Source organism: Cellulosimicrobium sp. SH8 (genome assembly GCF_025818875.1).
GTDB lineage: Bacteria > Actinomycetota > Actinomycetes > Actinomycetales > Cellulomonadaceae > Cellulosimicrobium > Cellulosimicrobium cellulans_D.
Map to the genome: position 1 here is coordinate 128,372 of NZ_JAMXMH010000005.1, position 24,424 is coordinate 152,795.

Consider the following 24,424-nt stretch of genomic DNA (forward strand, 5'->3'; position numbering starts at 1 on the left):
CCTGCGCGTGGGGATCGTGTGCCCCTACTCCTTCGACGCCCCGGGCGGGGTCCAGTTCCACGTCCGCGACCTCGCCGAGGCGCTCATGGCCCAGGGCCACGAGGTCTCCGTGCTCGCCCCCGCCGACGACGACACACCGGTCCCGGAGTACGTGACGCCCGCCGGGGGCGCGGTCCCGGTCCGGTACAACGGGTCGGTCGCGCGCGTGACGTTCGGCCCCCGGAGCGCGAGCCGGGTCCGGCGCTGGCTCGAGGCGGGCCGGTTCGACGTGCTCCACATCCACGAGCCCGTGAACCCGTCGCTGAGCATGGTCGCGCTGTGGATCGCCCAGGGCCCGATCGTCGGGACCTTCCACACCTCGATCGTGCGCTCGCGCGCGCTCCAGGTCGCGTACCCGCTCGTCCGGCAGAGCCTGGAGAAGATCGACGCGCGCATCGCCGTCTCGGAGGACGCGCGGCGCACGCTCGTCGACCACCTCGGCGGGGACGCCGTCGTCATCCCCAACGGGGTGTACGTCGACACGTTCGAGTCCGCGCCCGCGAACCCCGCCTGGCAGGGCACGCCCGACGCGCCGACCATCGGCTTCCTCGGCCGCCTGGACGAGCCCCGCAAGGGCCTGCCCGTGCTGGCCGCCGCCATCCCGGCGATCCTCGCGAAGGTCCCCGGCGCACGGTTCCTCGTCGCGGGCCGCGGCGACGACGGCCGCGAGGCCGCGATCGAGGCGCTGGGGGAGCACGCCGCGTCGGTCGAGTTCCTCGGCGGCGTGAGCGACGAGGACAAGGCGAGCATGCTCGCGTCCGTCGACCTGTACATCGCACCGCAGACCGGGGGCGAGAGCTTCGGCATCGTGCTCGTCGAGGCGATGAGCGCCGGCGCGTGCGTCGTCGCGAGCGACCTCGGCGCGTTCCGGCGCGTGCTCGACGACGGCGCCGCGGGCGCGCTGTTCTCCGTGGGCGACCCGGAGGCGCTCGCCGCCGCGGTGCTCGACGTGCTCGCCGACCCGCCGCGGCGCGACGCCTACCGGGCCCGCGCGAGCGAGTTCGTCCGGCGCTTCGACTGGTCCGCGGTGACCGCGCAGGTGCTGGCCGTCTACGAGACGGTGCTCGCGGCGTCCGAGGCGGTCATCCCGGTCCACGAGGACCCGCGCTCTCGCCGGGGCGGACGCCTCCTGGGCCGGGCGCGCGACGACGAGGGAGGTCGCTCATGACCTGGTCCGAGATCACCGTCCTCGTCCTCGTGGTCGCTGCGCTGGTGGCGTGGGTCCTGTGGGTCGCCGCGTCGCGGCTCGACCGGCTGCACCGCAAGGTGATGGCCTCGCGACTGGCGCTCGACGCGCAGCTCGTGCGCCGCGCGTCGGCCGCGGTCGACCTGGCGGCGTCGGGCGAGCTCGACCCGGCCAGCTCGATGCTCGTCGCCGAGGCCGCGCACGCCGTCCTGGACGACGACGACGACACCCGTCGGCTCGCCGACCAGGTGCCCGGCCTGGGGGGCGGCGGGGGGGCCGACGAGGGGACACGGCCACGGCGCCTCCTCGGGGGAATGGCCGAGTCCCGCGCCCTCGCCGAGAGCGACCTCACGGCCACGCTGCGCTCGGCCCTCGAGGACGCCGACGACGTCGCCGAGCTCCGGTCCGGTCCCTCCGGCGACGAGCTCCTCGGCTCGCTCTCCGCCGCCTGGTATCGCGCGCAGCTCGCGCGCCGGTTCCACAACGAGGCCGTCGCCCAGGCGCAGCGCGTGCGGCGCAAGTGGTGGGTGCGGCTGTTCCACCTCGCCGGGCACGCGCCGATGCCGGCGACCGTCGAGCTCGACGACGCCGCGCCCGACGTCCTCGTGCGCCCCGCCGCGTCGGCGGGCACGCCCGACTGACCCCTCCGCGGGCTGCCGGCGGCGCTCTGCGCGCGTGCCGGGGGCAGGCTCGGGGCGGGGTCGGGTGGACGCCCCGGCGATAGGATGGGAGGGCGTGGGAGCATGTGCCGTCGAGCCTGTTCGACGGCGTCCCGTGCGCGTGCGCGCGACGTTCCCCTGACCTGAAGGTGTGAGGTACCGGTGACCAACGTGGCCGACCAGAACGTCCCTGCCGAGAGCGCCCCGGGCGCCGCGACCGCGGAGGGCGCCGGCGCCGTCGGCACCGCCAAGGTCAAGCGCGGGATGGCCGAGATGCTCAAGGGCGGCGTCATCATGGACGTCGTCACGCCCGAGCAGGCGAAGATCGCCGAGGACGCCGGCGCGGTCGCGGTCATGGCCCTCGAGCGCGTCCCCGCGGACATCCGCGCGCAGGGCGGCGTCTCGCGCATGTCCGACCCCGACATGATCGACGGCATCATCGAGGCCGTCTCGATCCCGGTCATGGCGAAGGCCCGCATCGGCCACTTCGTCGAGGCGCAGGTCCTCCAGTCGCTCGGCGTGGACTACGTCGACGAGTCCGAGGTGCTCACGCCCGCCGACTACGCCAACCACATCGACAAGTGGCAGTTCACCGTCCCGTTCGTGTGCGGTGCGACGAACCTCGGCGAGGCGCTGCGCCGCATCACCGAGGGCGCGGCGATGATCCGCTCGAAGGGTGAGGCCGGCACGGGCGACGTCTCCAACGCGACGACGCACATGCGCACCATCCGCGCCGAGATCCGCCGCCTCACCTCGCTCCCGGAGGACGAGCTGTTCGTCGCGGCCAAGGAGCTCCAGGCGCCGTACGAGCTCGTCAAGGAGGTCGCCGCCACGGGCAAGCTGCCCGTCGTCATGTTCACCGCGGGCGGCATCGCGACGCCGGCCGACGCCGCGATGATGATGCAGCTCGGCGCCGAGGGCGTGTTCGTCGGCTCCGGCATCTTCAAGTCCGGCAACCCGGAGCAGCGCGCCGCCGCGATCGTCAAGGCGACGACGTTCCACGACGACCCGGACGTGATCGCCAAGGTCTCGCGCGGTCTGGGCGAGGCCATGGTCGGCATCAACGTCGACGAGCCGGCGCGGTCGATCCAGTTCGCCGAGCGCGGCTGGTGACGGAGCGTCCCCCGGCCCGGCCGTCCGTCGTCGTACCGGCGACGGACGGCTGAGCCGTCGTGGCCGAGGCCGCCGGAGCGCCGTCGTCCCTGGGCCCCGACTGGGTTCTCGGGGACGACGGGCTCTACTTCCGTCGGGGCGCGCGCGTCCTGCTCCTCGACGACGCCGACCGGATCCTCCTGGCCCGCGGGCACGACGTCGACCAGCCCGAGCGCTCGTGGTGGTTCACCATCGGCGGGGGCGTCGACCCCGGTGAGAGCGACCGCGACGCCGCGCTGCGCGAGGTTCGCGAGGAGACCGGGATCCGGCTCGACCCGGGCGCGCTCGTCGGCCCGGTCTACACGCGCAGCGCGATCTTCGACTTCTATCGCCAGCACTGCCGCCAGGACGAGGTGCTCTACCTCGCGCGCGTGGCCGGGGCAGCCGGTGGCGGCGAGCTGAGCCGGGACGGGTGGACCGACGTCGAGCACGACGTCGTGGACGAGATGCGCTGGTGGTCGCTCGACGACCTGCGCGGCGTCGAGATCGAGGTCTTCCCCGAGGGCCTGGCCGACCTCGTCGCCCCCCTGCTGGGCGGGTGGGACGGCGTGACGCACCACCTCGGGATCGCGCGCGAGGACTGAGCCGGGCGCCGGCGACCTCAGGGCACCCGCCGTGCGCGGGTCGGCTACCGCCGGCGGGCGACGACCCGCCACACGATCCCGCCGACGAGGAGCCCCAGGCCCAGCAGCACCCCACCGATGGCGACGAACCACAGCAGGACGGTGCCACCGACCGTCGCGAAGAACTCGCCGAACTGCCAGCCCTCGGTGACGACGAAGGTCGCCCCGGGCGAGGCGTCGCCCTGCGCGACGGCCACCGTGCAGGTCTGGGTCGACGGCGAGGTGACCTCGGCGACCGTCGTCGCCTCGTGCGAGCCGAAGCCGGAGCTCCCCGAGACGGAGGGGTGCCGCACCGCCAGGTCGCCGTCGGGGCACGTCACCGTGACGTCCTCCACGTCGAAGCCGTCGGCGCCGATCGGGACGACCGCCCAGACGCTGTACGGCTGCCCGCCCGACAGCTCGATCTCCGCCTCGCCCGGGACGTCGCCGGAGCCGAGGGCGGCGGAGCCGGGCGCGCCCGCGCCGTCGACCACGCCCGTCGGCAGCGCCCGCAGGAAGGTCGTGACGCCGAGGACCCCCGCGACGAGCGCGACCACGAGCAGGACCGCACCGACCACGATCAGGATCGTCGCGCCGCGCGTGCTCCGCGGCGGGCGCGGCGGGAGGCCGGGGTACGGGGTCGAGGGGCCGGGGTACCCGGACGGAGGCTGCGCGGGGTACCCGGACGGCTGCTGCGGGGGGTACGGCGGTGTCGGTCCGGGGCCGGGCGGAGTGGTCACGACGGCGAGGCTAGCAACAGCCCCGTGGCCGGGCTCGGGCGCCGACGGACGTATCATTCCCGTTCGTGACGATCACGATCGGAGTCCTGGCACTGCAGGGCGACGTGCGCGAGCACCGCGCCGCGCTCGAGGCCGCCGGCGCGCGCACGGTCGGCGTGCGCCGCCCCGAGGAGCTCGCCGCGGTCGACGGGCTGGTGCTCCCCGGGGGCGAGTCGACGACGATCGACAAGCTCCTGCGCATCTTCGAGCTCGACGAGCCGCTGCGCGCCCGCATCGCCGAGGGCCTGCCGGTCTACGGCTCGTGCGCCGGCATGATCCTGCTCGCCGACCGCATCCTCGGTGGCACCGAGGACCAGCGGACCATCGGCGGGCTGGACGTGACGGTCCGGCGCAACGCGTTCGGCCGGCAGGTCGACTCGTTCGAGACCGACCTCGCGTTCGAGGGCCTGGCGCCGCGGGACGGCGCTCGCGACGGCGGCGCCGTGGCGCGCGCGGAGCAGGGCACGGTGCACGCGGTCTTCATCCGCGCGCCGTGGGTCGAGGAGGTCGGTCCGGGCGTCGAGGTTCTCGCCCGGATCCCCGACCACGAGGCGCCCGGCATCCCGGCGGCCGCCGCCGGTAGGATCGTCGCAGTCCAGCAGGGATCGCTGCTCGCCACCTCGTTCCACCCGGAGATCTCCGGGGACGCGCGCGTGCACGAGCTGTTCGTCAGAATCGCGAAGGGGTAGGAACGCATGTCAGGGCATTCCAAGTGGGCCACGACCAAGCACAAGAAGGCGGCCATCGACGCCAAGCGCGGCAAGCTCTTCGCGAAGCTCATCAAGAACATCGAGGTCGCGGCGCGCACGGGCGGCGGTGACCCCGCGGGCAACCCGACGCTGTTCGACGCCATCCAGAAGGCGAAGAAGTCGTCGGTCCCCAACGACAACATCGACCGCGCCGTCAAGCGCGGGTCCGGCACCGGCGCCGACGCCGTCGACTACCAGACGATCATGTACGAGGGCTACGGTCCCAACGGCATCGCCGTCCTGGTCGAGTGCCTCACCGACAACAAGAACCGGGCGGCCTCCGAGGTCCGCCTCGCGTTCAGCCGCAACGGCGGCAACCTCGCCGACCCGGGCTCCGTGTCCTACCTCTTCTCGCGCAAGGGCCTCGTCGTCGTGCCGAAGGCGGACGGCGTGACCGAGGACGACGTCATGCTCGCCGCGCTCGAGGCGGGCGCCGAGGAGGTCACCGACTCCGGCGAGGTCATCGAGGTGCTGTCCGAGGCGAGCGACCTCGTCGCCGTGCGCAGCGCGATCCAGGAGGCGGGGATCGAGTACGACTCCGCCGACTCGATCTGGCACCCGTCCATGGAGGTCGAGGTCGACGCCGAGGGCGCGCGCAAGATCCTGCGCCTCATCGACGCGCTCGAGGACAGCGACGACGTGCAGAACGTCTACGCCAACTTCGACGCGTCGGACGAGGTCATGGCGGAGCTCGAGAACGACTGATCCGGCGCAGCTCGCGTCCCGGTGATCGGGTCGCGGTGGGGCCGGGAGGTCGGTGCGCGGTCTACCATCCGCGGCGCTCGTGCCTCGCGCCGCTCCCGCCAGGCCCGCCACGACCGCGCACCGACCTCCCGGCCCCACCGCTGGCTGGTCCGTCGCCGACCCGCGTGGCACGGCCGGTCCGTGCCGTTCACATGAAAGGGTCGAGGGGTGCGCGTTCTCGGAGTGGATCCTGGTCTGACTCGGTGCGGTGTCGGGGTGGTGGACTCCGCGCGCGGGCGGCGGGCCGAGCTCGTGGCCGTCGGCGTGATCCGGACGGACCCGGACCTCAGCGTGGACCTGCGGCTCCTGCGGATCGCGGAGCGGCTCGACGCGTGGTTCGACGAGCACGTCCCGGACGTCGTCGCGGTCGAGCGCGTGTTCGCCCAGCACAACGTCGGGACCGTGATGGGCACGGCCCAGGCCGCGGGTCTCGCGATGGTCGGCGCGGCGAAGCGGGGCGTCCCCGTCGCGCTGCACACCCCGTCCGAGGTCAAGGCCGCGGTCACCGGGAGCGGGCGCGCGGGCAAGGAGCAGGTCCAGCGCATGGTCGCGAGCATCCTGGGGCTCGCGGAGCCGCCGAGGCCCGCGGACGCCGCCGACGCGCTCGCGCTCGCGATCTGCCACCTGTGGAGGCCGTCGGGTGCGCTCCAGGGCGGCGAGCGGCACGAGCTGACGCCGGCGCAGCGCGCCTGGGCCGCGGCGGAGCACGCGGCGAAGGGACGGCGGGCACCGCGCTGACGGCTGCTGACGCCTCCCGTGTCGGTCGGTCGGGGCGTGGGCGCACCTTGCTAGAGTGACCGCGGTCGTACGGGTGTTCGACGCACTCCTCGGGCCGCGAGAGGTCGTCGGGCCGGCGGACCATCGGACCAGGTCGGCGCTGCCGACCGGGAGAGGAGCCTGGGTGATCGCGTCGCTGAGCGGAGTCGTGGCGAGCGTCCAGCTCGACCGCACCGTGCTCGAGGTCGGGGGAGTGGGGTACCTCGTGCACGCCACTCCGGCCACGCTCGCGGGCCTGCGCGTCGGCGAGGACGCCCGGCTCGCGACGAGCCTCGTGGTCCGCGAGGACTCCTTCACGCTCTACGGGTTCGCCGACGACGACGAGCGGACCGTCTTCGAGACCGTCCAGACCGTCAGCGGCGTCGGGCCGCGGCTCGCGCTCGCGATGCTCGCGGTGCACACGCCCGACGCCCTGCGCCGCGCCGTGGGGGGTGGCGACATCGCCGCCCTCGTGCGTGTCCCCGGCATCGGGAACAAGGGTGCGCAGCGGATCGCGCTCGAGCTGGGCGACAAGCTCGGGCCGCCCACCGGTGCCGACGCCCCCGAGGCCGGCGCGACCGCCGTCGGGACCGGGCCGCGTCGGGTCGACGACCGCCGTGACCAGGTGGTCGAGGCGCTCGTGGGCCTCGGCTGGAACCTCAAGGCCGCGGACGACGCGGTCTCCACCGTGCTCGCCGAGGCCGGGGTCGACGTCGTCGAGGCGCCCGACGTGGCCGGCGCGCTGCGCGCGGCGCTGCGCGTCCTCGGCGGACCGAGGGGCTGACCGTGGCGAGCTTCGACCAGGTGGGCGTGGACGGCTTCGGCGGGGACGGGACGTTCTCGTCCGAGCGGATCGTCGCGGCGGGGGCCGACGACCTCGAGCGCGCCGCCGAGGCGGCGCTGCGCCCACGCCGGCTCGACGAGTTCGTCGGGCAGGCCGTCGTGCGCGACCAGCTCTCGCTCGTGCTCCAGGCCGCTCTCGCCCGCGGGAGCTCGCCGGACCACGTGCTCCTGTCCGGTCCGCCCGGGCTCGGCAAGACGACGCTCGCCATGATCATCGCGGCCGAGCTCGGGACGTCGCTGCGCGTGACGTCCGGTCCGGCGATCCAGCACGCGGGCGACCTGGCGGCCGTGCTCTCCTCGCTCGAGGAGGGCGAGGTCCTCTTCATCGACGAGATCCACCGTCTCGCACGGCCCGCGGAGGAGCTCCTCTACATGGCGATGGAGGACTTCCGGGTCGACGTCGTCGTGGGCAAGGGCGCGGGTGCCAGCGCGATCCCGCTCTCGCTGCCACCGTTCACGGCGGTCGGCGCCACGACGCGCGCGGGGCTGCTGCCCGCGCCCCTGCGTGACCGGTTCGGCTTCACCGGGCACCTCGACTTCTACTCGAGCGACGAGCTGGAGCGCGTGCTCTCCCGGTCCGCCGGGCTGCTCGGCGTGGCGCTCGACCCGGAGGCCGCGCGAGAGATCGCCGGCCGCTCGCGCGGCACGCCCCGCATCGCCAACCGCCTGCTGCGACGCGTGCGCGACTGGGCGCAGGTCCGCGGCGACGGGAGCATGGACCTCGCCGCCGCGCGAGCGGCGCTCGAGGTCTACGAGGTGGACCCCATCGGCCTCGACCGCCTCGACCGGGCGGTCCTCACGGCGCTGTGCACGCGGTTCAACGGCGGGCCGGTCGGCCTGACGACGCTCGCCGTGACGGTCGGCGAGGAGGCCGAGACGGTGGAGACGGTCGCCGAGCCGTACCTGGTGCGCGAGGGCCTGATCGGGCGGACCCCCCGCGGGCGCGTCGCGACCCCGGCCGCGTGGGCGCACCTCGGGCTCACCCCGCCGCGCGAGGGCGGCACCCTGTTCGACGCCTGACGGCAGTCCTGCCCGAGACCCGTCGCGGGCGACGACGAGGGCCCCGTGACGGCGGTCACAGGCGCGCCGAACGTGGTCCTAGAATGGTCGGGACCCGAGCGGGCGGAACTCCGCGGCGAGACGGCTCGTTGGTGAACCGTGCGCGCACGCCTAGACTGCGCGCAGATCCCGCACAGAACAGGACACGAGACTCCGTCATGGATATCAGCTTCATCCTCATCCTCGCCCTCGCGGCGGGTGCGATGTTCCTCATGACCAGCCGCACCCGCAAGCAGCAGCGCGAGGCCCAGAACTTCCGGGCGACCCTCGCCCCCGGGCAGGAGGTGATGACGGGCTCGGGCATGTTCGGCACGATCGTCGACGTCGACGAGGACGCCGACGTCATCACGATCGAGTCCACGCCGGGCAACCAGTCCCGGTGGCTGCGGGCGGCCATCGCGAAGCTGGTCGACCCGCCGGTCGAGGCCGAGGAGGGGGAGTCGGAGTCCGACGAGGCGACCGACGGTGACGCGCTCTACGGAAGTGCGTCGTCCACGTCCAAGGAGGACGTCGACGATCTCGTCGTCCCCGACGACCTGTCCGGCCTGACCGGCGAGGCCACGGACAAGGACCGTGACCGACGCGACGAGGGCACCGAGAGCAAGTGACCGTGCGCCGGTCGCCTCGTGCGACCGGCGCCTGACCTGGTCGGCCCCCGGGCCGACCGCACGAGAAGAGACAGACAGTTGGCCAACTCCAGCACGCGCCGTTCCCGGCCCGTCCGGACGATCGTCCTGTTCCTGCTCCTGAGCGTCGTCCTTTTCGGCGCGCTCTTCGCGGGGACCAAGGTGGACGGTCGGTCGGCGGACAACCCGGGCGGTGCCTCTTTCGCCCCTGCGCTCGCGCTCGACCTCGAGGGCGGGACGCAGATCGTCCTGCAGCCCGTGACGGAGGACGCGTCCGCGGTCACGCCCGAGACGATCAACCAGGCGATCAACGTCATCCGCCAGCGCATCGACGCGCAGGGCGTCTCCGAGACGGAGATCACGAGCCAGGGCCGCGACAAGATCGTCGTCGGGATCCCGGGCCAGCCGTCCCAGGAGACGATCGACCTCGTCAGCGCGTCGGCGCAGATGCGGTTCCGGCCGGTCCTCACGGTCGGCATGCCGACCGCGACGCCCGCCGAGGACGCGACGGGTGACGAGGCCGCGACGGAGGAGAGCGCGGACCCCGCGACCGAGTCCGCGGACCCTGCGACCGACGACGCGACGGATCCCGCTGCTGACGAGGCCACGGACCCCGCGGCCGACGCGGCCACCGACGCCCCTGCCGACGACGCGACGCCGGGGACCGACACGGAGACGACCCGCCCGGAGAACCCCAGCGACCTGGCGCAGATCACGCCGGAGCTGCAGGCGGAGTTCGACGCGCTGGACTGCACCCTGCCGGAGAACCAGGTGGGTGGCGACAGCGGCCCGACCGACGCGGCGTTCGTCTCGTGCGCGGACGACGGCTCGGCCAAGTACATCCTCGGCCCGGTCGAGATCGAGGGCACCGACATCTCGAACGCGAACTCCGGACTGCGCGTCGGGCAGAACGGCGTCGTCACGAACGAGTGGGTCGTCAACCTCGAGTTCGACTCCGAGGGCACCAAGGAGTTCCGTGAGGTCACCACGCGCCTCACGTCGCTGCCGGCCCCGCAGAACCAGTTCGCGATGGTCCTCGACGGGCTCGTCATCTCCGCGCCGGTCTCGCAGGCCGTCATCCCCGACGGCAAGGCCGAGATCTCCGGGAGCTTCACGCGAGACTCTGCGGCGACGCTCGCCAACCAGCTGAACTTCGGTGCTCTTCCCCTGACGTTCGAGGTGCAGAGCCAGGAGCAGATCTCGGCGACCCTGGGGAGCGAGCAGCTCCAGAAGGGGCTCATCGCCGGCGTCATCGGTCTGCTGCTCGTGTTCATCTACTCGCTCTTCCAGTACCGGATGCTCGGGTTCCTCACCATCGCGTCGCTCCTGGTGGCGGGCGTGGTCACCTACCTGACCATCGCGCTCATGTCGTGGGGTATCGGTTACCGCCTCTCCCTCGCGGGCGTCGCGGGCCTCATCGTCGCGATCGGCTTCACCGCGGACTCGTTCATCGTGTACTTCGAACGCATCCGCGACGAGCTGCGCGACGGGCGCACGCTCCAGCAGGCCGTGTCCAAGGGCTGGGCGCGAGCCCGCCGGACGATCCTCGCCGCGAAGGCCGTCAACCTCATCTCCGCGGTCGTGCTCTACTTCCTCGCGGTGGGTGGCGTCCAGGGCTTCGCCGTCACGCTCGGTCTCACGACGATCATCGACGTCGCCGTGGTCTTCTGGTTCACGCACCCGGTGATGGAGCTCGTGGCCCGCGTCCCGTTCTTCCGCGACGGGCACAAGTGGTCCGGCCTTTCGCCGGACCGGCTGCAGACGCGCGGCCCGCGCTACGTGGGTGCCGGCAAGGTGGTCGGGCCGGGGCAGCCCGCCGACCGCCGCGACGCCCCCGTGGCCGAGCAGGAGCCCGCAGGTGCGAAGGGCGAGGACGAGCTCGTTCTCGCCGGCTCCGCGCCGCGGACGCCGGCGCACGCCGAGGACGGGCGACGACTGACGATCGCCGAGCGCCGCGCGGCGGAGCGTCGCGCCGCCGCCGCACAGGAACCGGCACCCGGTGGGACGGACGGGCCGGCTGACGCCGCGCCGTCCGCCATCGACGGTGAGAACGAGGAGAACCGCTGATGGCCGCCCGTAGCTTTGCCCAGTGGGGCAACGACCTCTACACGGGGCGCAAGTCCTACCCGATCGTCCAGCAGCGCAAGCGCTGGTTCATCGTCGTGGGCGTGCTCAGCCTGCTCTCCGTCATCGTGATCGCCGTCCAGGGGCTCAACCTGGGTCTCGACTTCCGCGGTGGCTCGGAGTTCACGGTCACGAGCATCACGGACAAGTCGCAGGAGCCGGCCGTCGACGCCGTGCACTCGATCGCGCCCGACGCCGAGCCCCGCGTGTCGAGCGTCGGCGAGAGCGCGCTGCGGGTCCAGACCGCGGAGCTCGCCGACGAGGACCAGGTCAACGCGGTGCGGCAGGCCCTGGCGGACGCCTACGGCGTCGACGTGAACGAGGTGGCGAGCGCGTTCGTCGGCCCGACCTGGGGCGCCGACGTGTCGTCGCGCGCGCTGTGGGGCGTCGTCGTGTTCATCGGCCTCGTCGCGGTCTTCATGGCGATCTACTTCCGCGCCTGGCGCATGTCGCTCGCCGCGATCATCGCGCTGCTCGCCGACCTGCTCATCTCCGCGGGCGTCTACGCCGCGGTGGGCTGGGAGGTCACGCCGTCGACCATCATCGGGTTCCTCACGATCCTGGGCTACTCGCTGTACGACAAGGTCGTGGTGTTCGACAAGGTCCGCGAGAACACGGCGGGCATCCTCGACCAGACCCGCAGCACCTACGCCGAGCGGGCCAACCTCGGTGTGAACCAGACGCTCGTCCGGTCGATCAACACCGGAGTGGTCGCGCTGCTCCCGGTCGCGGGCATCCTCTTCATCGGTGCCTTCGCCCTCGGCGCCGGCACGCTGCGGGACATCTCGCTGTCGCTCTTCGTCGGTATCGCCGTCGGCACCGCGTCGTCGATCTTCCTCGCGACGCCGCTCGAGGTGTGGCTCCGCACGCGGGAGCCGGCGATCGCCGCGCACACGCGCAAGGTCGAGGCGCTGCGCGCCGAGCGGCTCGCGGACGCCGGCGAGGAGTCGGACGACGACGCCGTGCTCGCGGCGGCGGGCGTGTCGGGCCACCGTCAGCTCCAGCCGGGTGAGCACCTGGGCAACAAGGCGCAGCCGCGTCGCCGTCGTCCCCGATGACGGACCCGCACCACACGCCGACCGGCGAGGTGGACGGCCTGCGGGCCGTCGGCCTCGCCGGTCTCGGCGCGCAGCGGTCCTCCCGCGTGCTCGAGCTCGTGCGTGCCGTGCCCGACTACCCGGGGCCCGGCATCACGTTCCGCGACATCACGGGTCTCCTCGCCGACGGCGCGGCCTTCGGTCACGTCGTCGAGGCGCTCGGGGACGTGGCGCGCGCCGCGGGCGGCATCGATCTCGTCGCGGGCATGGAGGCGCGGGGCTTCCTGATCGGCGCGCCGCTCGCGACGCACCTGGGCGTCGGCTTCGTGCCGCTGCGCAAGGCGGGCAAGCTGCCGCCGCCCACCGACGCCGTGACGTACGACCTCGAGTACGGGACCGCCACGATCGAGCTCCGGTCGGGAACACTGCCGCCCGGTGCGCGTGTTCTGGTGGTGGACGACGTGCTCGCGACCGGGGGCACGGCGGCCGCGGGCGCCGAGCTCGTCGAGCGCGGGGGAGGCGTCGTCGTCGGCCTCGCGTTCCTCCTGGAGCTCGAGGGACTGGGTGGCCGGGAGCGGCTCGCGGGCCGCGACGTGACCACGCTGGTCCACGTCGAGTCGTAGGATTGCCACTCCGGTCGTCTCGGCTGGTCGTCGACACCGTGTCGGCGATCGCCGCTCTGCGGAAGGAGGCGCGCATGAGCGAGAACACCAGGACGTCGCGCGCCCCGGAGAAGGCGGGCGCGCAGCCCGCTCCCGGCGCGGGCGGCTCGGGCGGGCGCGGGGTACGGTCGCGCCTCGTCCGCTTCGGTGCCCGGCCCAACGCGGGCAGCCCCGCGCTCGAGCCCGTCCTCCAGGCCGTCCGCACGAACCACCCCCGCACCGACCTCACGGTCATCGAGCGTGCCTACGAGACCGCGGAGCGCGCGCACCGGGGGCAGCTGCGCAAGAGCGGCGACCCGTACATCACGCACCCCGTCGCCGTCGCGACGATCCTCGCCGAGCTCGGCTTCGACGGGTCGACCCTCGCCGCCGCGCTGCTGCACGACACGGTGGAGGACACCGACTACTCCCTCGCGCAGCTCACCGAGGAGTACGGCGAGGAGATCGCCATGCTCGTCGACGGCGTGACCAAGCTCGACAAGGTGACGTACGGCGACGCCGCGCAGGCCGAGACGGTGCGCAAGATGGTCGTCGCCATGGCGCGCGACATCCGCGTGCTCGTCATCAAGCTCGCCGACCGCCTCCACAACGCGCGCACCTGGAAGTACGTCTCGTCCTCGTCGGCGGGCCGCAAGGCGCGCGAGACGCTCGAGATCTACGCGCCGCTCGCGCACCGCCTCGGCATGAACACGATCAAGTGGGAGCTCGAGGACCTGTCGTTCCAGGCTCTGTACCCCAAGGTCTACGACGAGATCGTGCACCTCGTGGCCGAGCGGGCGCCCGCACGCGAGGAGTACCTCGCGGTCGTGCGCGAGCAGGTCACGGCGGACCTGCGCAGCGCGAAGATCAAGGCGACCGTGACCGGGCGGCCCAAGCACTACTACTCGATCTACCAGAAGATGATCGTGCGCGGGCACGACTTCGCGGAGATCTACGACCTCGTCGGTGCGCGCGTCCTCGTGGACAGCGTCCGGGACTGCTACGCGGCGCTCGGTGCGCTGCACGCGCGGTGGAACCCCGTGCCCGGGCGGTTCAAGGACTACATCGCGATGCCGAAGTTCAACATGTACCAGTCGTTGCACACGACGGTCATCGGCCCCGGCGGAAAGCCGGTCGAGATCCAGATCCGCACGCACGAGATGCACCGACGCGCGGAGTACGGCGTCGCGGCGCACTGGAAGTACAAGGAGACCGCCAAGTCGGGCGGGAAGACCGCGAAGGACGACACCGCGGCGAACGACATGCGCTGGCTGCGCCAGCTCGTCGACTGGCAGCGCGAGACGGCGGACCCCGCGGAGTTCCTCGACTCGCTGCGCTTCGAGATCGGCGGCGCGGAGGTCTACGTCTTCACGCCCAAGGGCGACGTCATGGCCTTGCCCGCGGGGTCCACCCCGGTGGACTTCGCCTATGCGGTGCACACCGAGGTCGGCCACCGGACCATGGGCGCGCGCGTCAACGGGCGCCTCGTGCCGCTCGACTCGACGCTCGAGAACGGCGACTCGGTCGACGTCCTCACCTCCAAGTCCGAGAACGCGGGCCCGAGCCGGGACTGGCTCGCGTTCGTCAAGAGCCCCCGCGCGCGCAACAAGATCCGGCAGTGGTTCTCCAAGGAGCGTCGCGAGGAGGCGGTCGAGCACGGCAAGGACGCGATCGCCAAGGCGATGCGCAAGCAGAACCTGCCGATCCAGCGCCTGCTCTCGCACGAGTCGCTCGTCGCGCTCGCCAACGAGCTCCGCTTCGCCGACGTCACGGCGCTGTACGCCGCGATCGGCGAGGGCCAGGTGTCGGCGGCCAACGTCGTCTCCAAGCTCGTCCAGGCGATGGGCGGCGAGGAGGGCACGGTCGAGGACGTCGCGGAGACCGCGCGCCCGGGTCACACCGCGCGCCGCGTGCGCACGGGCGACCCCGGCGTCATGGTCAAGGGCGTCGACGACATCTGGGTCAAGCTCGCCAAGTGCTGCACCCCCGTCCCCGGCGACGAGATCATCGGCTTCATCACACGCGGCCAGGGCGTCAGCGTGCACCGCGCGGACTGCGCGAACGTCGTCGGGCTGCGCAACCAGCCCGAGCGCATCGTGGACGTCTCGTGGACCACGGGCAGCAACGCGATGTTCCTCGTCCAGATCCAGGTCGAGGCGCTCGACCGTGCCCGCCTGCTCTCCGACGTCACGCGCGTCCTGTCGGACAACCACGTGAACATCCTCTCGGCGACCGTGTCGACGTCGAACGACCGCGTCGCGATGTCCCGCTTCGTCTTCGAGATGGCGGAGCCGGCACACCTCGCGCAGGTGCTCAGCGCGGTCCGCAAGGTCGACGGCGTGTTCGACGTCTACCGCATCACGGGGACGAAGGCCGCCGAGGCGACGCAGCTCCCCGCCTGACCCCTCGCGCTCGCGCCGCACGAGCAGCCGTGCTTGACGCGACCCGGACGGTGTCGTCGTGCCGCACGCCGCGGCCGGTGGCAGCATCGGCACATGGACCTGCCCGTCATGCCTCCCGTGCTGCCCATGCTCGCGAAGTCCGTGCCCGACGTGCCCGAGCCCGACGCCGTGGAGGGCGGGTACGTGTACGAGCCCAAGTGGGACGGGTTCCGCGCGATCGTGTACCGCGACGGCGACGAGGTGCGGCTCGACAGCCGCAACGCACGCCCGATGGAGCGTTACTTCCCGGAGGTCGTCGAGGCGGTGCGCGCGGCGCTCCCGCCCCGTTGCGTGGTCGACGGCGAGATCGTCGTCGCCCAGGACGGGCGCCTCGAGTTCGAGGTGCTCCAGCAGCGGATCCACCCCGCCGCCTCGCGGGTGCGTCTGCTCGCCGAGCAGACGCCCGCCGCGCTGGTCGTGTTCGACGTGCTCGCGCTCGGTGACGACGATCTCACGGGCGAGCCGCTGGCACGCCGCCACGAGGTGCTGGACTCGCTCGGGCTCGACGGCCCCGCCGTGCACGCCACCCCCCGCACCCGTGACGTCGCGGTCGCGCGCGAGTGGTTCGACACCTTCGAGGGGGCGGGTCTGGACGGCGTCGTCGCGAAGCCGCTCGACGGCACGTACCAGCCGAACAAGCGCGCGATGCTGAAGATCAAGCACGGGCGCGAGGCGGACGTCGTGCTCGCGGGGTACCGGCTGCACAAGACGTCGACGCCCGCGAAGCCGCTGCTCGGGTCGCTCCTGCTCGGGCTGTACGACGACGGCGGTCAGCTCCAGTTCGTGGGTGTCGCCGCGTCCTTCCCGACGGCGCGCCGGGCCGCGCTCGTGGCCGAGCTCGCCCCGCTGGTCGTCGAGCCGGGCACGCCGGAAGCCGACGCGCACCCCTGGTCCGGCTGGGAGAACCCCGCGGGCGAGCGGATGCCGGGCGCCGTGTCGCGGTGGAGCTCCGGCAAGGACCTCTCCTTCACGCCGCTGCGCGTCGAGCGCGTGCTCGAGGTGGCGTACGACCACATGGAGGGCACGCGGTTCCGGCACACGGCGCAGTTCCGGCGCTGGCGGGACGACCGCGACCCGTCGTCGTGCACGTACGAGCAGCTCGAGGAGCCGGTGCGCTACGACCTGACGGGCATCCTCCCCGGCGCGCCCGGCGTGGCCTAGCCACTCGCGCGCTCGCGCCGACGGTTACCCGCGCGGCCGGTCGCGGTCCTTGCTCGGCTGCACGCGCTTGGGCTCGCCCGGCATCTTGGGGTACTCCGGGGGATAGGGGAGGTCGCCGAGCCCGTGCTCCGCCTCGTCGCGCCGGGACAGCTCCAGCGCGGCCTCGAGCGAGGACCCCGGGTCGTCCCGGTCGGCGCGCAGCGGCGCGAACAGGTCGCCGACCTCGGCGAACCGGGCCGGCACGGTCAGCACGTCGAAGTCGTCCGGGTGGACGTCGCCGAGCTCCTCCCAGCGCAGCGGCGCCGAGACGATGGCGCGCTGGTTGGAGCGGATCGAGTACGCCGAGGCGATGGTGCGGTCGCGCGCCATCTGGTTGTAGTCGACGAAGATCTTGGCGCCGCGCTCCTCCTTCCACCACTTGGTGGTGACCTGCTCGGGGAGGCGGCGCTCGAGCTCGCGACCGATCGCGATCGTCGCGCGGCGTGCCGCGACGAAGTCCCACTCGGGCGCGATCGGCACGAACACGTGGACGCCGCGCCCGCCCGACGTCTTCGGGTACCCGGGGAGGCCCAGCTCGTCGAGCACCTCGCGCAGGTGCGGCGCGACGCGCACGGCGTCGTCGAAGTCGGTCCCGGGCTGGGGGTCGAGGTCGATGCGGAGCTGGTCCACGGCCTCGACGTCCTCGCCCCGCACGGGCCACGGGTGGAACGTCAGGGTCCCGAGGTTCGCCGCCCACGCGACGACGGCGAGCTCGGTCGGGCACACCTCGTCGGCGGTCCGCCCGCTCGGGAAGGCGATGCGCGCGGTGCGCACGTAGTCGGGCGCGCCCTTGGGGATGCGCTTCTGGTAGAAGGCGTCGCCCGTGTTGTCGGTGCGGGTGCTCATCCGCGCCCCCTCGAACACGCCCTTGGGCCAGCGTTCGAGCGTGGTCGGACGGTCGACCAAGGCGCCGAGGATCCCGTCACCGACGCTGAGGAAGTACTGCACGACGTCGAGCTTGGTCACCCCGCGCGCGGGGAAGACGACGCGGTCCGGGCTCGTGACGCGCACGGTCCGGCCACGGACGTCGAGCTCCACGGGAGGTGTCGTGGCTGCGGCCATGCCGACCAACCTAGACCGGGTCGTCCTCCCCGGCGAGCAGGAGCGCAAGGGTGCGTCGCGCCCGCGGCCGCTCGGCCCACCGGTGCCGCAGCTCGAGCGACCGGGCGGCGACCCGGGGCTCGAGCCCGCACACGTCGCGCAGCCGGCGGAGGGTCGCGAGCGCCTCGTCGGGATCGCACCGCGTCGCGACGTCCAGGGCGGTCCGCACGACCGACGTCACCGCCACCCCGGCGACGAGGGCCCGGTCGTCGCGCAGCACGTGCGACTGGCGCGGCGCGCGCCCCGCGAGCGGTGCGGGACGGTGCCGACCGGGCGGGTACACGACGTCGAGCACGCGCGGTGCGGGCGAGCCGCACAGCACCCACGCCGCGGCGCTCCCGCCGAGGACGGTCCCCTGCGGGACGAGGTCGCGGACCGCGAGCGCGCGGAGCGTCGGCGTGTCCGGCACGCGCGCGGGCGCGGCGACGTCGGCCCAGAGGCGGCGGAGCGACCCGGACCGCACGAGGTCCTGGAAGGCGGCGTGCCCGCCGACGTCGGCCGGTACGACCAGGAGCCCCACGTCCACGGCGCGAGGCGTGAGGAGACGTACCAGGGTCTCGGCGAGTCCGGCGGCGGGACCGCCGGCGGGCCTGACGGTACGGGTGGCGGGCAGCATGCGCACACCGTGCACCATCGGCCCGTGCAGGCGGAAGGGGCCGGCGCTCGCCTGTGGACGAGTGCCGGCCCCTCCGGGTGCAGCAGATGCTGACGGACGACGTCAGCCGCGCGAGTCCTCCGCCGCGCGCACGACCTGCTCGAGCCAGGCACGGCGCGCGGTCAGCGCCGTCTCGAGGTCCTTGACCGCACGGGCGTCCCCGCGGCTCTGCGCGGCCGCGAGGTCCGCCTCGAGGCCCTCGATCGCGGACTCGAGCTGCGCCGCGGCGCCCTCGGCGCGCGCCCGCGTCTCGGGGTTGGTCCGCGTCCACTGCGCCTGCTCGGCGTCGCGGACGGCGTTCTCGACCGCGCGCAGGCGACCCTCGACGCGCTGCAGGTCGCCGCGCGGCACGCGGCCGGCCTCCTCCCAACGCTCCTGGAGGTCACGCAACGCCGCCTTCGCCGCGCCGAGGTTCTTCACCGGGACGAGCTTCTCCGCCTCCGCGAGCAGCGCCTCCTTGACCTCGAGGTTGGCCGCGTACTCGGCGTCGGTCGCCGAGTTGGCCGCGTCGCGGGCCTGGAAGAACGTGTCCTGCGCGGCGCGGAACCGGGCCCACAGCGCGTCGTCGTCCTTGCGGCTCGCCCGGCCGGCGGCCTTCCACCGCGCCATGAGGTCGCGGTACGCGCCGGCCGTCGGACCCCAGTCCGTGCTGGACGACAGCGCCTCGGCCTCGGCGACGAGCTTCTCCTTGGCCGTCTTGGCGGAGGCGTTGCGCTGCTCGAGCTCGGCGAAGTAGTGCCGACGCTCGCGGTCAAACGCGGTCCGCGCGTGGCTGAACCGCTTCCAGAGCGCCTCCTCGCTCGTCCGGTCGATCCGCGGGCCGGAGCGCTGCGCCTCCTTCCAGCGGTCGAGCAGGCCGCGCAGCTCCTCGCCGGCGGGCCGCCACTGCATGCGGCTCGGGTCGGTCGCAGCGATCTTCTCGGCCGCCTCGATGATCTCGGTCCGCGCCTCGAGAGCGGCCGCCTTGGCGGTGGCGCGCTCCGCCTCGAGCTGGCCGCGGCGCTCGGCCGCGGCACCGCGCAGCGCCTCGACCTGCGCGCGCAGGCCGTCGAGGTCGCCGACGGCGGACGGCTCGGCGGTCTCCTCGGTGAGGCGGGTGATCGTCTGGTCGATCTCCTTGACCGACAGGTCGGTGCTCGTCAGGCGCGCCTCGAAGAGCGCGACCTTCGCCTGGAGGTCGAGGTAGCGCCGCACGTACAGCGCGAGCGCCTCCTCGGTGTCGACGCCGGGGAACTGGCCGACGGAACGCTCGCCGGCGCTCTCGCGGACGTAGACGGTGCCGTCCTCGTCGACGCGACCGAACTCGGCCGCCGCCTTCGCAGCCGCCGAGTCGTCGGCGAGCGCCGGGACCGTCGGCACCTCGGGCACGGCGGCCGACGCGGCCGGGGCGCCCGCCGCGGCGGGCGCAGGCTTGCGCGGCGGGTGGGGCACGGCGGAGGGCTTGGGACGCGGGCCCGGCCGCGGGGCGGCGGGCTTCGCCGCAGCCGCATCCGGAGCCGCGGCCGCGGTCTCGGCCGCAGTTTCGGCCTCGGCCTCGGCCTCGGTCTCGGCCGCAGGCGCGGTCTCGGCGGCGGGTGCCGCGTTCTCGGCCGTGGGGGTCTCGGCGTCCTGCGCGGCGGTGGTCGACGCGTCGGTGGGCTCGGCCCCCGCGACGGGCTCGTCGGCCGGCCCGGCGTCGGCGACGGGAGCGTCAGCAGGCTCGCTCACGGGCTCGGTGACGGCCGGAGCAGTCTCCTCGGCGCTCGCCGCGGTGTCCGCCACGCCTGCTGCCGCCTCGTTCGAGGCCACGTCGGGCTCCTGCTCGGTAGCGGGCTCCTCGGCGGGCTGCTCGGCCGTGGGCTCCTCGACCGCGGGAGCCGGGGTCTCGGTCGTCGAGGCCTCGGTCGCGTCGGCGGCCCCGTCGGCCGCGTCGGCGACGGCGGGGGCGTCCGTCGGCTCCACGTCTGTCGCGTCGACCCGTCCGGTCTCGCTCGCCTCCGCGGGCTCCGGTGCCGGTGCGCTCGCCTGGTCCTTGGCGGGATCGCTCACTGGGTCTCAACTCCTTCGATGGTGACCGGGGTGGCGGGGGACCCGTCGCCGGATCCGTCCTGCGTCCCCGCGTCAGCGACTGCCTGGACGACGTCCAGGCCGGACGTGATGGTGCCGAACACCGTGTAACCACCCGCCGCGTCGGACGGGATGGTCGAGTCCTCGTACACGAGGAAGAACTGGGAGCCCATCGACTCGGCGTTCCCGCCCTGGCGCGCCATGGCGACGGTCCCCGCGGGGTACACGTCGTCGGACGGGGGGTTCTCGATGGGGCCGAACGAGTAGCCCGGGCCGCCGGTTCCCGTGCCGGTCGGGTCGCCGCACTGGAGCACGTAGATGCCCGACGTGGTGAGGCGGTGGCACGACGTGCCGTCGAAGTACCCGGACTCGGCGAGAGACACGAAGCTCGCGACGGCCTGCGGAGCGTCGGCGCCGTCGAGCGTGAGGGTGATGTCGCCCGCGCTCGTGGTGAGCGTCGAGGTCCAGTCGCGGCCCTCCGCGGCAGAGGCGGGGGGCAGCGTGTGCTCGCCGGAGGCCGCCGGAGCGGTCCCGTCGCCGTCGCCGCCGGGGTCGGTGCCCGGTGCCTGGGTGGCCGACAGCGCCCACCACACGGCGACGCCGATCACCACGAGCGCCGCGACGACGCCGACGATCGACCAGGTCCGCTGGCGCCTCGCGCGGAGCTGGGCCACGTGCTGGTCCCACTTCTCCTCACGACGGCGCGCCTGCTCGCGCTCGCGACTCTTCGTCGACACCCCAGCTCCTTCGTCCGGCGCCGTCGTGGCGCGCACGGTCGACCCCGGTGCGGCCGCGGTCGGTAGGGGACAGTCTAGGCACCGAGCGCCCTGGTGGCGGGTGGATTTGCCGCGCGCAGGTCACGGTCCGATATCGACCGCTCCGGCCCTCGACCCGGTGCGACCCTGTCGTCGGAGACCTCACGAGGCGTCGCGGGCTACCCTCGGCCGCGTGGACCGACCCCGCGGCCTCCCGCCGACGCCCCCGTCCGACGCCCCGTCCGACACAGTGTCCGGCGACGGCTCCGGCGAGCCCGCCGTGACGGTGCGCGTCGTCGTCGCCCCCGTCTTCGGGACCAACTGCACGGTGCTGAGCGCAGCGGGCGGTGACTGCGTCGTGGTCGACGCCGGCGCGGGGGTGGCGGACGCGGTCGTCGCCCTGGTCGAGTCCGTGGGGCTCGTCCCGCGCGCCGTGCTCGCGACGCACGGGCACGTGGACCACACATGGGACGCGGCGGCGCTCGCGGACCGGTTCGACGTGCCCGTCGTCCTTCACGCGGCCGACGCCTACCGGCTCGCGGACCCGTTCGGCAGCCTCGAGCACGCCTCGCCCGGCAGGGGCCAGCTCGCTCGCTCGCTCGTCTCCGGCCCGCTCGGCGCGGCGCTCGCGGACGCCGGCGCCCGGCCGGAGGACTACCGCGAGCCGACCCGTGTGGAGACGCTCGACGTCGCCGCGGGCGAAGACCTGGCGCTCCGCTGGGGTGACCTCGTGCTGCGCGCGGTCGGTGCTCCGGGGCACACCGAGGGGTCGACCCTCTACGTCGTGGGGGAGCCCGGCGCGGGGGTCGTGCTGAGCGGCGACGTGCTCTTCGCCGGGTCGGTCGGCCGCACGGACCTGCCGGGCGGCGACGGCGCGACGATGGCCCGCACGCTGCGTGACGTCGTCGGGCGCCTCGACCCGGCGTGGAGCGTGCTGCCGGGGCACGGTCCCGCGACCACGGTCGCGCGCGAGCTCGCGACCAACCCCTTCCTCGCGGGCTGAGCCGCTCGGCCGCGCCCGTCCGGCGGCCGGGACGGTGCGGACGACCGTGCCGGCGTCTGGGAAGATCTGACCCATGGCCAGGCCCACACCCCTCTCCGGTTTCCCCGAATGGCTCCCCGACGGTCGGATCGTCGAGCAGCACGTCCTCGACACCCTGCGCCGGGTGTTCGAGCTGCACGGCTTCGGCGGGATCGAGACGCGCGCGGTCGAGCCGCTCGACCAGCTCCTGCGCAAGGGCGAGACGTCCAAGGAGGTCTACGTCCTGCGCCGCCTGCAGGAGGAGGCCGGGGACGCCGACGACGCCCGCCGGGACAAGGGCGACAAGCAGCTCGGCCTGCACTTCGACCTCACGGTCCCGTTCGCGCGCTACGTGCTGGAGAACGCCGGGCACCTCGCCTTCCCGTTCAAGCGCTACCAGATCCAGAAGGTGTGGCGCGGTGAGCGCCCCCAGGACGGGCGCTTCCGCGAGTTCACCCAGGCTGACATCGACGTCGTCGGCGCGGGCGAGCTGCCGTACCACTACGAGGTCGAGCTGCCGCTCGTCATGGCGGAGGCGCTCGGCGCGCTGCGCGACATCGGCGTGCCCGAGGTCCGCGTCCTGGTCAACAACCGCCGGGTCGCCGAGGGCTTCTACCGCGGTCTCGGGATCGACGCCGTGGACGAGGTCCTGCGCCAGATCGACAAGCTCGACAAGATCGGTCCCGAGAAGGTGGCCGCGCTGCTGGTCTCCGAGGCCGGGGTCACGCCCGAGCAGGCCGAGGCGTGCCTCGCGCTCGCGGCGATCAGCGGGAGCGACACGGGCGTCGTCGACCGCGTGCGGGCGCTCGCGGCCGAGCACGGCGTGGAGGGCGACCTGCTCGAGACGGGTCTCGGCGAGCTCGGCGCGCTGGTCGAGGCGGCGAGCGTGCGCGCACCCGGCGTCGTCGTCGCGGACCTGAAGATCGCGCGCGGGCTCGACTACTACACGGGCTCGGTCTACGAGACCGTGCTCGTCGGGCACGAGCAGCTCGGGTCGATCTGCTCGGGCGGCCGGTACGACACGCTCGCGTCCGACGGCGCGAACACCTACCCCGGGGTCGGCCTGTCGATCGGCGTGTCCCGCCTCGTCTCGCGCCTGCTCTCGGCGGGCCTGGTCCGGGCGACGCGCTCCGTGCCGAGCGCCGTCGTCGTCGCGGTGACGAGCGAGGAGACGCGCGGTGCGTCCGACGGCGTCGCGACCGCCCTGCGGTCGCGGGGCGTCCCGGTCGAGGTCGCGCCCGCCGCCGCCAAGTTCGGCAAGCAGATCCGCTACGCCGACCGGCGCGGGATCCCGTTCGTCTGGTTCCCGGGGCGCGTCGAGGACGACGGGACGCGCTCGCCCGACCAGGTGAAGGACATCCGCTCGGGCGAGCAGGTGGACGCCGACGCCGCGACGTGGGCGCCGCCCGCCGAGGACCTGCACCCTCGGGTGGTGCCGGCGGGCGCCTGACGGACCGACCGGACGGCGTGCAGGGCGAGGGGAGACGACGTGGCGGACGCGGTCGAGCTCGCCCTGCCGTTCGCGGGCACGTGGCTCGTGCAGAACAGCCCGGCGCGGCGCGTCCCGAGCCACGGGACGCACCTGTTCGCCACCACCTACGCGATCGACTTCGTCGCGGTCCGCGGGCGCCGCACCGCGGACGTGCGCGACTGGCGCACCGCGCTCGGCACCGAGCCGCCCGAACGGTTCCTCGGCTTCGGCATGCCCGTCCTCGCGCCCGGCGCGGGTACGGTCGTCGCGGCGCACGACGGCGAGCCCGACCACGAGGCCCGGCGCTCGCCGTTCGCGCTGCTCGGGTACGCGCTCACGCAGGCGTCCCGGGCGCGTGCCGGCCGCGCGGCGCTCGCGGGGAACCACGTGGTGGTCGCGCTCGACGTCCCGGGCGCGTTCGTGGTCCTGGCCCACCTGCGTCGGGGGTCGGTCGAGGTGCGCCCCGGGCAGCGGGTGACGACGGGCGACGTGGTGGGTCGGTGCGGGAACTCGGGGAACTCGACGCAGCCGCACGTGCACGTGCAGGCCATGGACGGTCCCGACGCGCACGTCGCGCGGGGCGTGCCGCTCGCGTTCCGCAGGTACCGCGAGCACGGGCGCGACGCGGGCGTCCGCGGGGTCGCGCTCGGGGTCCCGGGCGAGGGGACGGTCGTCGAGCCCGTGTGAGGCGGCTCAGCCGGTAGGTCGGCCCGGCGGGCTTGCCCGGGCGCGTCGACG

23 protein-coding genes are annotated in these 24,424 nt (G+C 73.9%); 18 read left to right on the top strand and 5 right to left on the bottom strand.

Annotation, left to right across the window (positions count from 1 at the left end):
- The first annotated feature begins 1 nt into the window (after position 1).
- From NF338_RS08705 to NF338_RS08720, 4 genes are all read left to right on the top strand, one after another.
- Positions 2–1,207 (top strand): glycosyltransferase family 4 protein, encoded by a 1,206-nt coding sequence (locus NF338_RS08705; protein ID WP_264030536.1) that lies wholly within the window; start codon positions 2–4, stop codon positions 1,205–1,207.
- Entirely contained in the window at positions 1,204–1,866 is a 663-nt protein-coding gene (locus NF338_RS08710; RefSeq protein WP_264030397.1) for a hypothetical protein, read from the top strand. Before NF338_RS08705 ends, NF338_RS08710 begins: the two co-directional genes overlap by 4 nt.
- A gap of 189 nt (positions 1,867–2,055) precedes the next feature.
- Positions 2,056–2,997: a pyridoxal 5'-phosphate synthase lyase subunit PdxS gene (gene pdxS, locus NF338_RS08715; protein WP_087472941.1), complete on the top strand. Its 942-nt coding sequence runs from the start codon at positions 2,056–2,058 to the stop codon at positions 2,995–2,997.
- A gap of 59 nt (positions 2,998–3,056) precedes the next feature.
- Positions 3,057–3,620, top strand: coding sequence for an NUDIX hydrolase (locus NF338_RS08720; protein WP_264030398.1), 564 nt, complete (start codon positions 3,057–3,059; stop codon positions 3,618–3,620).
- 44 nt (positions 3,621–3,664) lie between these two features.
- Here the strand turns inward: NF338_RS08720 and NF338_RS08725 are convergent, their stop codons facing one another.
- Positions 3,665–4,378: a hypothetical protein gene (locus NF338_RS08725; protein WP_264030399.1), complete on the bottom strand. Its 714-nt coding sequence runs from the start codon at positions 4,376–4,378 to the stop codon at positions 3,665–3,667.
- Between the two features lie 65 nt (positions 4,379–4,443).
- Between NF338_RS08725 and pdxT the strand changes: the two genes are divergently transcribed.
- From pdxT to NF338_RS08780, 11 genes are all read left to right on the top strand, one after another.
- Positions 4,444–5,106 carry a pyridoxal 5'-phosphate synthase glutaminase subunit PdxT gene (pdxT, locus tag NF338_RS08730; protein WP_264030400.1) on the top strand — a complete coding sequence of 221 codons (663 nt, stop codon included), beginning with the start codon at positions 4,444–4,446 and terminating at the stop codon, positions 5,104–5,106.
- Positions 5,107–5,112: 6 nt separating this feature from the next.
- Positions 5,113–5,871 (top strand): YebC/PmpR family DNA-binding transcriptional regulator, encoded by a 759-nt coding sequence (locus NF338_RS08735; protein WP_264030401.1) that lies wholly within the window; start codon positions 5,113–5,115, stop codon positions 5,869–5,871.
- A gap of 207 nt (positions 5,872–6,078) precedes the next feature.
- Positions 6,079–6,648 (top strand): crossover junction endodeoxyribonuclease RuvC, encoded by a 570-nt coding sequence (ruvC, locus tag NF338_RS08740; protein ID WP_087471981.1) that lies wholly within the window; start codon positions 6,079–6,081, stop codon positions 6,646–6,648.
- A 163-nt stretch (positions 6,649–6,811) separates the two neighbouring features.
- Positions 6,812–7,450 carry a Holliday junction branch migration protein RuvA gene (ruvA, locus tag NF338_RS08745; RefSeq protein WP_264030402.1) on the top strand — a complete coding sequence of 213 codons (639 nt, stop codon included), beginning with the start codon at positions 6,812–6,814 and terminating at the stop codon, positions 7,448–7,450.
- A 26-nt stretch (positions 7,451–7,476) separates the two neighbouring features.
- Positions 7,477–8,529 (top strand): Holliday junction branch migration DNA helicase RuvB, encoded by a 1,053-nt coding sequence (gene ruvB / locus NF338_RS08750; RefSeq protein ID WP_412846500.1) that lies wholly within the window; start codon positions 7,477–7,479, stop codon positions 8,527–8,529.
- Positions 8,530–8,726: 197 nt separating this feature from the next.
- Complete coding sequence (yajC, locus tag NF338_RS08755) at positions 8,727–9,176, top strand: preprotein translocase subunit YajC (protein ID WP_264030404.1); 450 nt, start codon at positions 8,727–8,729, stop codon at positions 9,174–9,176.
- Positions 9,177–9,254: 78 nt separating this feature from the next.
- Complete coding sequence (gene secD, locus NF338_RS08760; RefSeq protein WP_264030405.1) at positions 9,255–11,261, top strand: protein translocase subunit SecD; 2,007 nt, start codon at positions 9,255–9,257, stop codon at positions 11,259–11,261.
- A complete protein-coding gene (gene secF / locus NF338_RS08765) occupies positions 11,261–12,376 on the top strand; it encodes a protein translocase subunit SecF (RefSeq protein WP_264030406.1) in 1,116 nt (371 codons plus the stop codon). The genes secD and secF overlap by 1 nt, the downstream gene beginning before the upstream one ends.
- Complete coding sequence (locus NF338_RS08770; RefSeq protein WP_264030407.1) at positions 12,373–12,978, top strand: adenine phosphoribosyltransferase; 606 nt, start codon at positions 12,373–12,375, stop codon at positions 12,976–12,978. Before secF ends, NF338_RS08770 begins: the two co-directional genes overlap by 4 nt.
- A gap of 74 nt (positions 12,979–13,052) precedes the next feature.
- Positions 13,053–15,398 (top strand): RelA/SpoT family protein, encoded by a 2,346-nt coding sequence (locus tag NF338_RS08775; RefSeq protein WP_087472942.1) that lies wholly within the window; start codon positions 13,053–13,055, stop codon positions 15,396–15,398.
- Positions 15,399–15,491: 93 nt separating this feature from the next.
- Positions 15,492–16,598: an ATP-dependent DNA ligase gene (locus NF338_RS08780; protein WP_264030408.1), complete on the top strand. Its 1,107-nt coding sequence runs from the start codon at positions 15,492–15,494 to the stop codon at positions 16,596–16,598.
- Between the two features lie 24 nt (positions 16,599–16,622).
- Here NF338_RS08780 and ligD read toward each other — a convergent pair whose 3' ends face one another.
- From ligD to NF338_RS08800, 4 genes are all read right to left on the bottom strand, one after another.
- Positions 16,623–17,699, bottom strand: coding sequence for a non-homologous end-joining DNA ligase (gene ligD, locus NF338_RS08785; RefSeq protein WP_264030409.1), 1,077 nt, complete (start codon positions 17,697–17,699; stop codon positions 16,623–16,625).
- A 10-nt stretch (positions 17,700–17,709) separates the two neighbouring features.
- Complete coding sequence (locus tag NF338_RS08790; RefSeq protein ID WP_264030410.1) at positions 17,710–18,354, bottom strand: hypothetical protein; 645 nt, start codon at positions 18,352–18,354, stop codon at positions 17,710–17,712.
- Positions 18,355–18,456: 102 nt separating this feature from the next.
- Positions 18,457–20,181, bottom strand: coding sequence for a DUF349 domain-containing protein (locus NF338_RS08795; protein WP_412846502.1), 1,725 nt, complete (start codon positions 20,179–20,181; stop codon positions 18,457–18,459).
- A gap of 236 nt (positions 20,182–20,417) precedes the next feature.
- Positions 20,418–21,176: a peptidylprolyl isomerase gene (locus NF338_RS08800; RefSeq protein WP_264030412.1), complete on the bottom strand. Its 759-nt coding sequence runs from the start codon at positions 21,174–21,176 to the stop codon at positions 20,418–20,420.
- Between the two features lie 211 nt (positions 21,177–21,387).
- Between NF338_RS08800 and NF338_RS08805 the strand changes: the two genes are divergently transcribed.
- The 3 genes from NF338_RS08805 to NF338_RS08815 all read left to right on the top strand — a co-directional run bounded on the left by NF338_RS08805 (position 21,388) and on the right by NF338_RS08815 (position 24,373).
- Complete coding sequence (locus NF338_RS08805; protein ID WP_318783011.1) at positions 21,388–22,197, top strand: MBL fold metallo-hydrolase; 810 nt, start codon at positions 21,388–21,390, stop codon at positions 22,195–22,197.
- Between the two features lie 73 nt (positions 22,198–22,270).
- The gene (gene hisS, locus NF338_RS08810) at positions 22,271–23,665 is read left to right on the top strand and encodes a histidine--tRNA ligase (protein WP_264030413.1); all 1,395 of its coding nucleotides are present in this window, start codon (positions 22,271–22,273) and stop codon (positions 23,663–23,665) included.
- A gap of 39 nt (positions 23,666–23,704) precedes the next feature.
- On the top strand, positions 23,705–24,373 hold the full coding sequence (locus tag NF338_RS08815; protein ID WP_264030414.1) for a M23 family metallopeptidase: 669 nt from the start codon (positions 23,705–23,707) through the stop codon (positions 24,371–24,373).
- Positions 24,374–24,424: the final 51 nt, after the last annotated feature.

Bases quoted from the DNA above. Each gene is read 5' to 3' on its own strand.
- NF338_RS08710 (WP_264030397.1), top strand. From the start codon at position 1,204: ATGACCTGGTCCGAGATCACCGTCCTCGTCCTCGTGGTCGCTGCGCTG.
- NF338_RS08735 (WP_264030401.1), top strand. From the start codon at position 5,113: ATGTCAGGGCATTCCAAGTGGGCCACGACCAAGCACAAGAAGGCGGCC.
- yajC (WP_264030404.1), top strand. From the start codon at position 8,727: ATGGATATCAGCTTCATCCTCATCCTCGCCCTCGCGGCGGGTGCGATG.
- secF (WP_264030406.1), top strand. From the start codon at position 11,261: ATGGCCGCCCGTAGCTTTGCCCAGTGGGGCAACGACCTCTACACGGGG.
- NF338_RS08770 (WP_264030407.1), top strand. From the start codon at position 12,373: ATGACGGACCCGCACCACACGCCGACCGGCGAGGTGGACGGCCTGCGG.
- NF338_RS08775 (WP_087472942.1), top strand. From the start codon at position 13,053: ATGAGCGAGAACACCAGGACGTCGCGCGCCCCGGAGAAGGCGGGCGCG.
- NF338_RS08780 (WP_264030408.1), top strand. From the start codon at position 15,492: ATGGACCTGCCCGTCATGCCTCCCGTGCTGCCCATGCTCGCGAAGTCC.
- ligD (WP_264030409.1), bottom strand. From the start codon at position 17,699: ATGGCCGCAGCCACGACACCTCCCGTGGAGCTCGACGTCCGTGGCCGG.
- NF338_RS08790 (WP_264030410.1), bottom strand. From the start codon at position 18,354: ATGCTGCCCGCCACCCGTACCGTCAGGCCCGCCGGCGGTCCCGCCGCC.
- hisS (WP_264030413.1), top strand. From the start codon at position 22,271: ATGGCCAGGCCCACACCCCTCTCCGGTTTCCCCGAATGGCTCCCCGAC.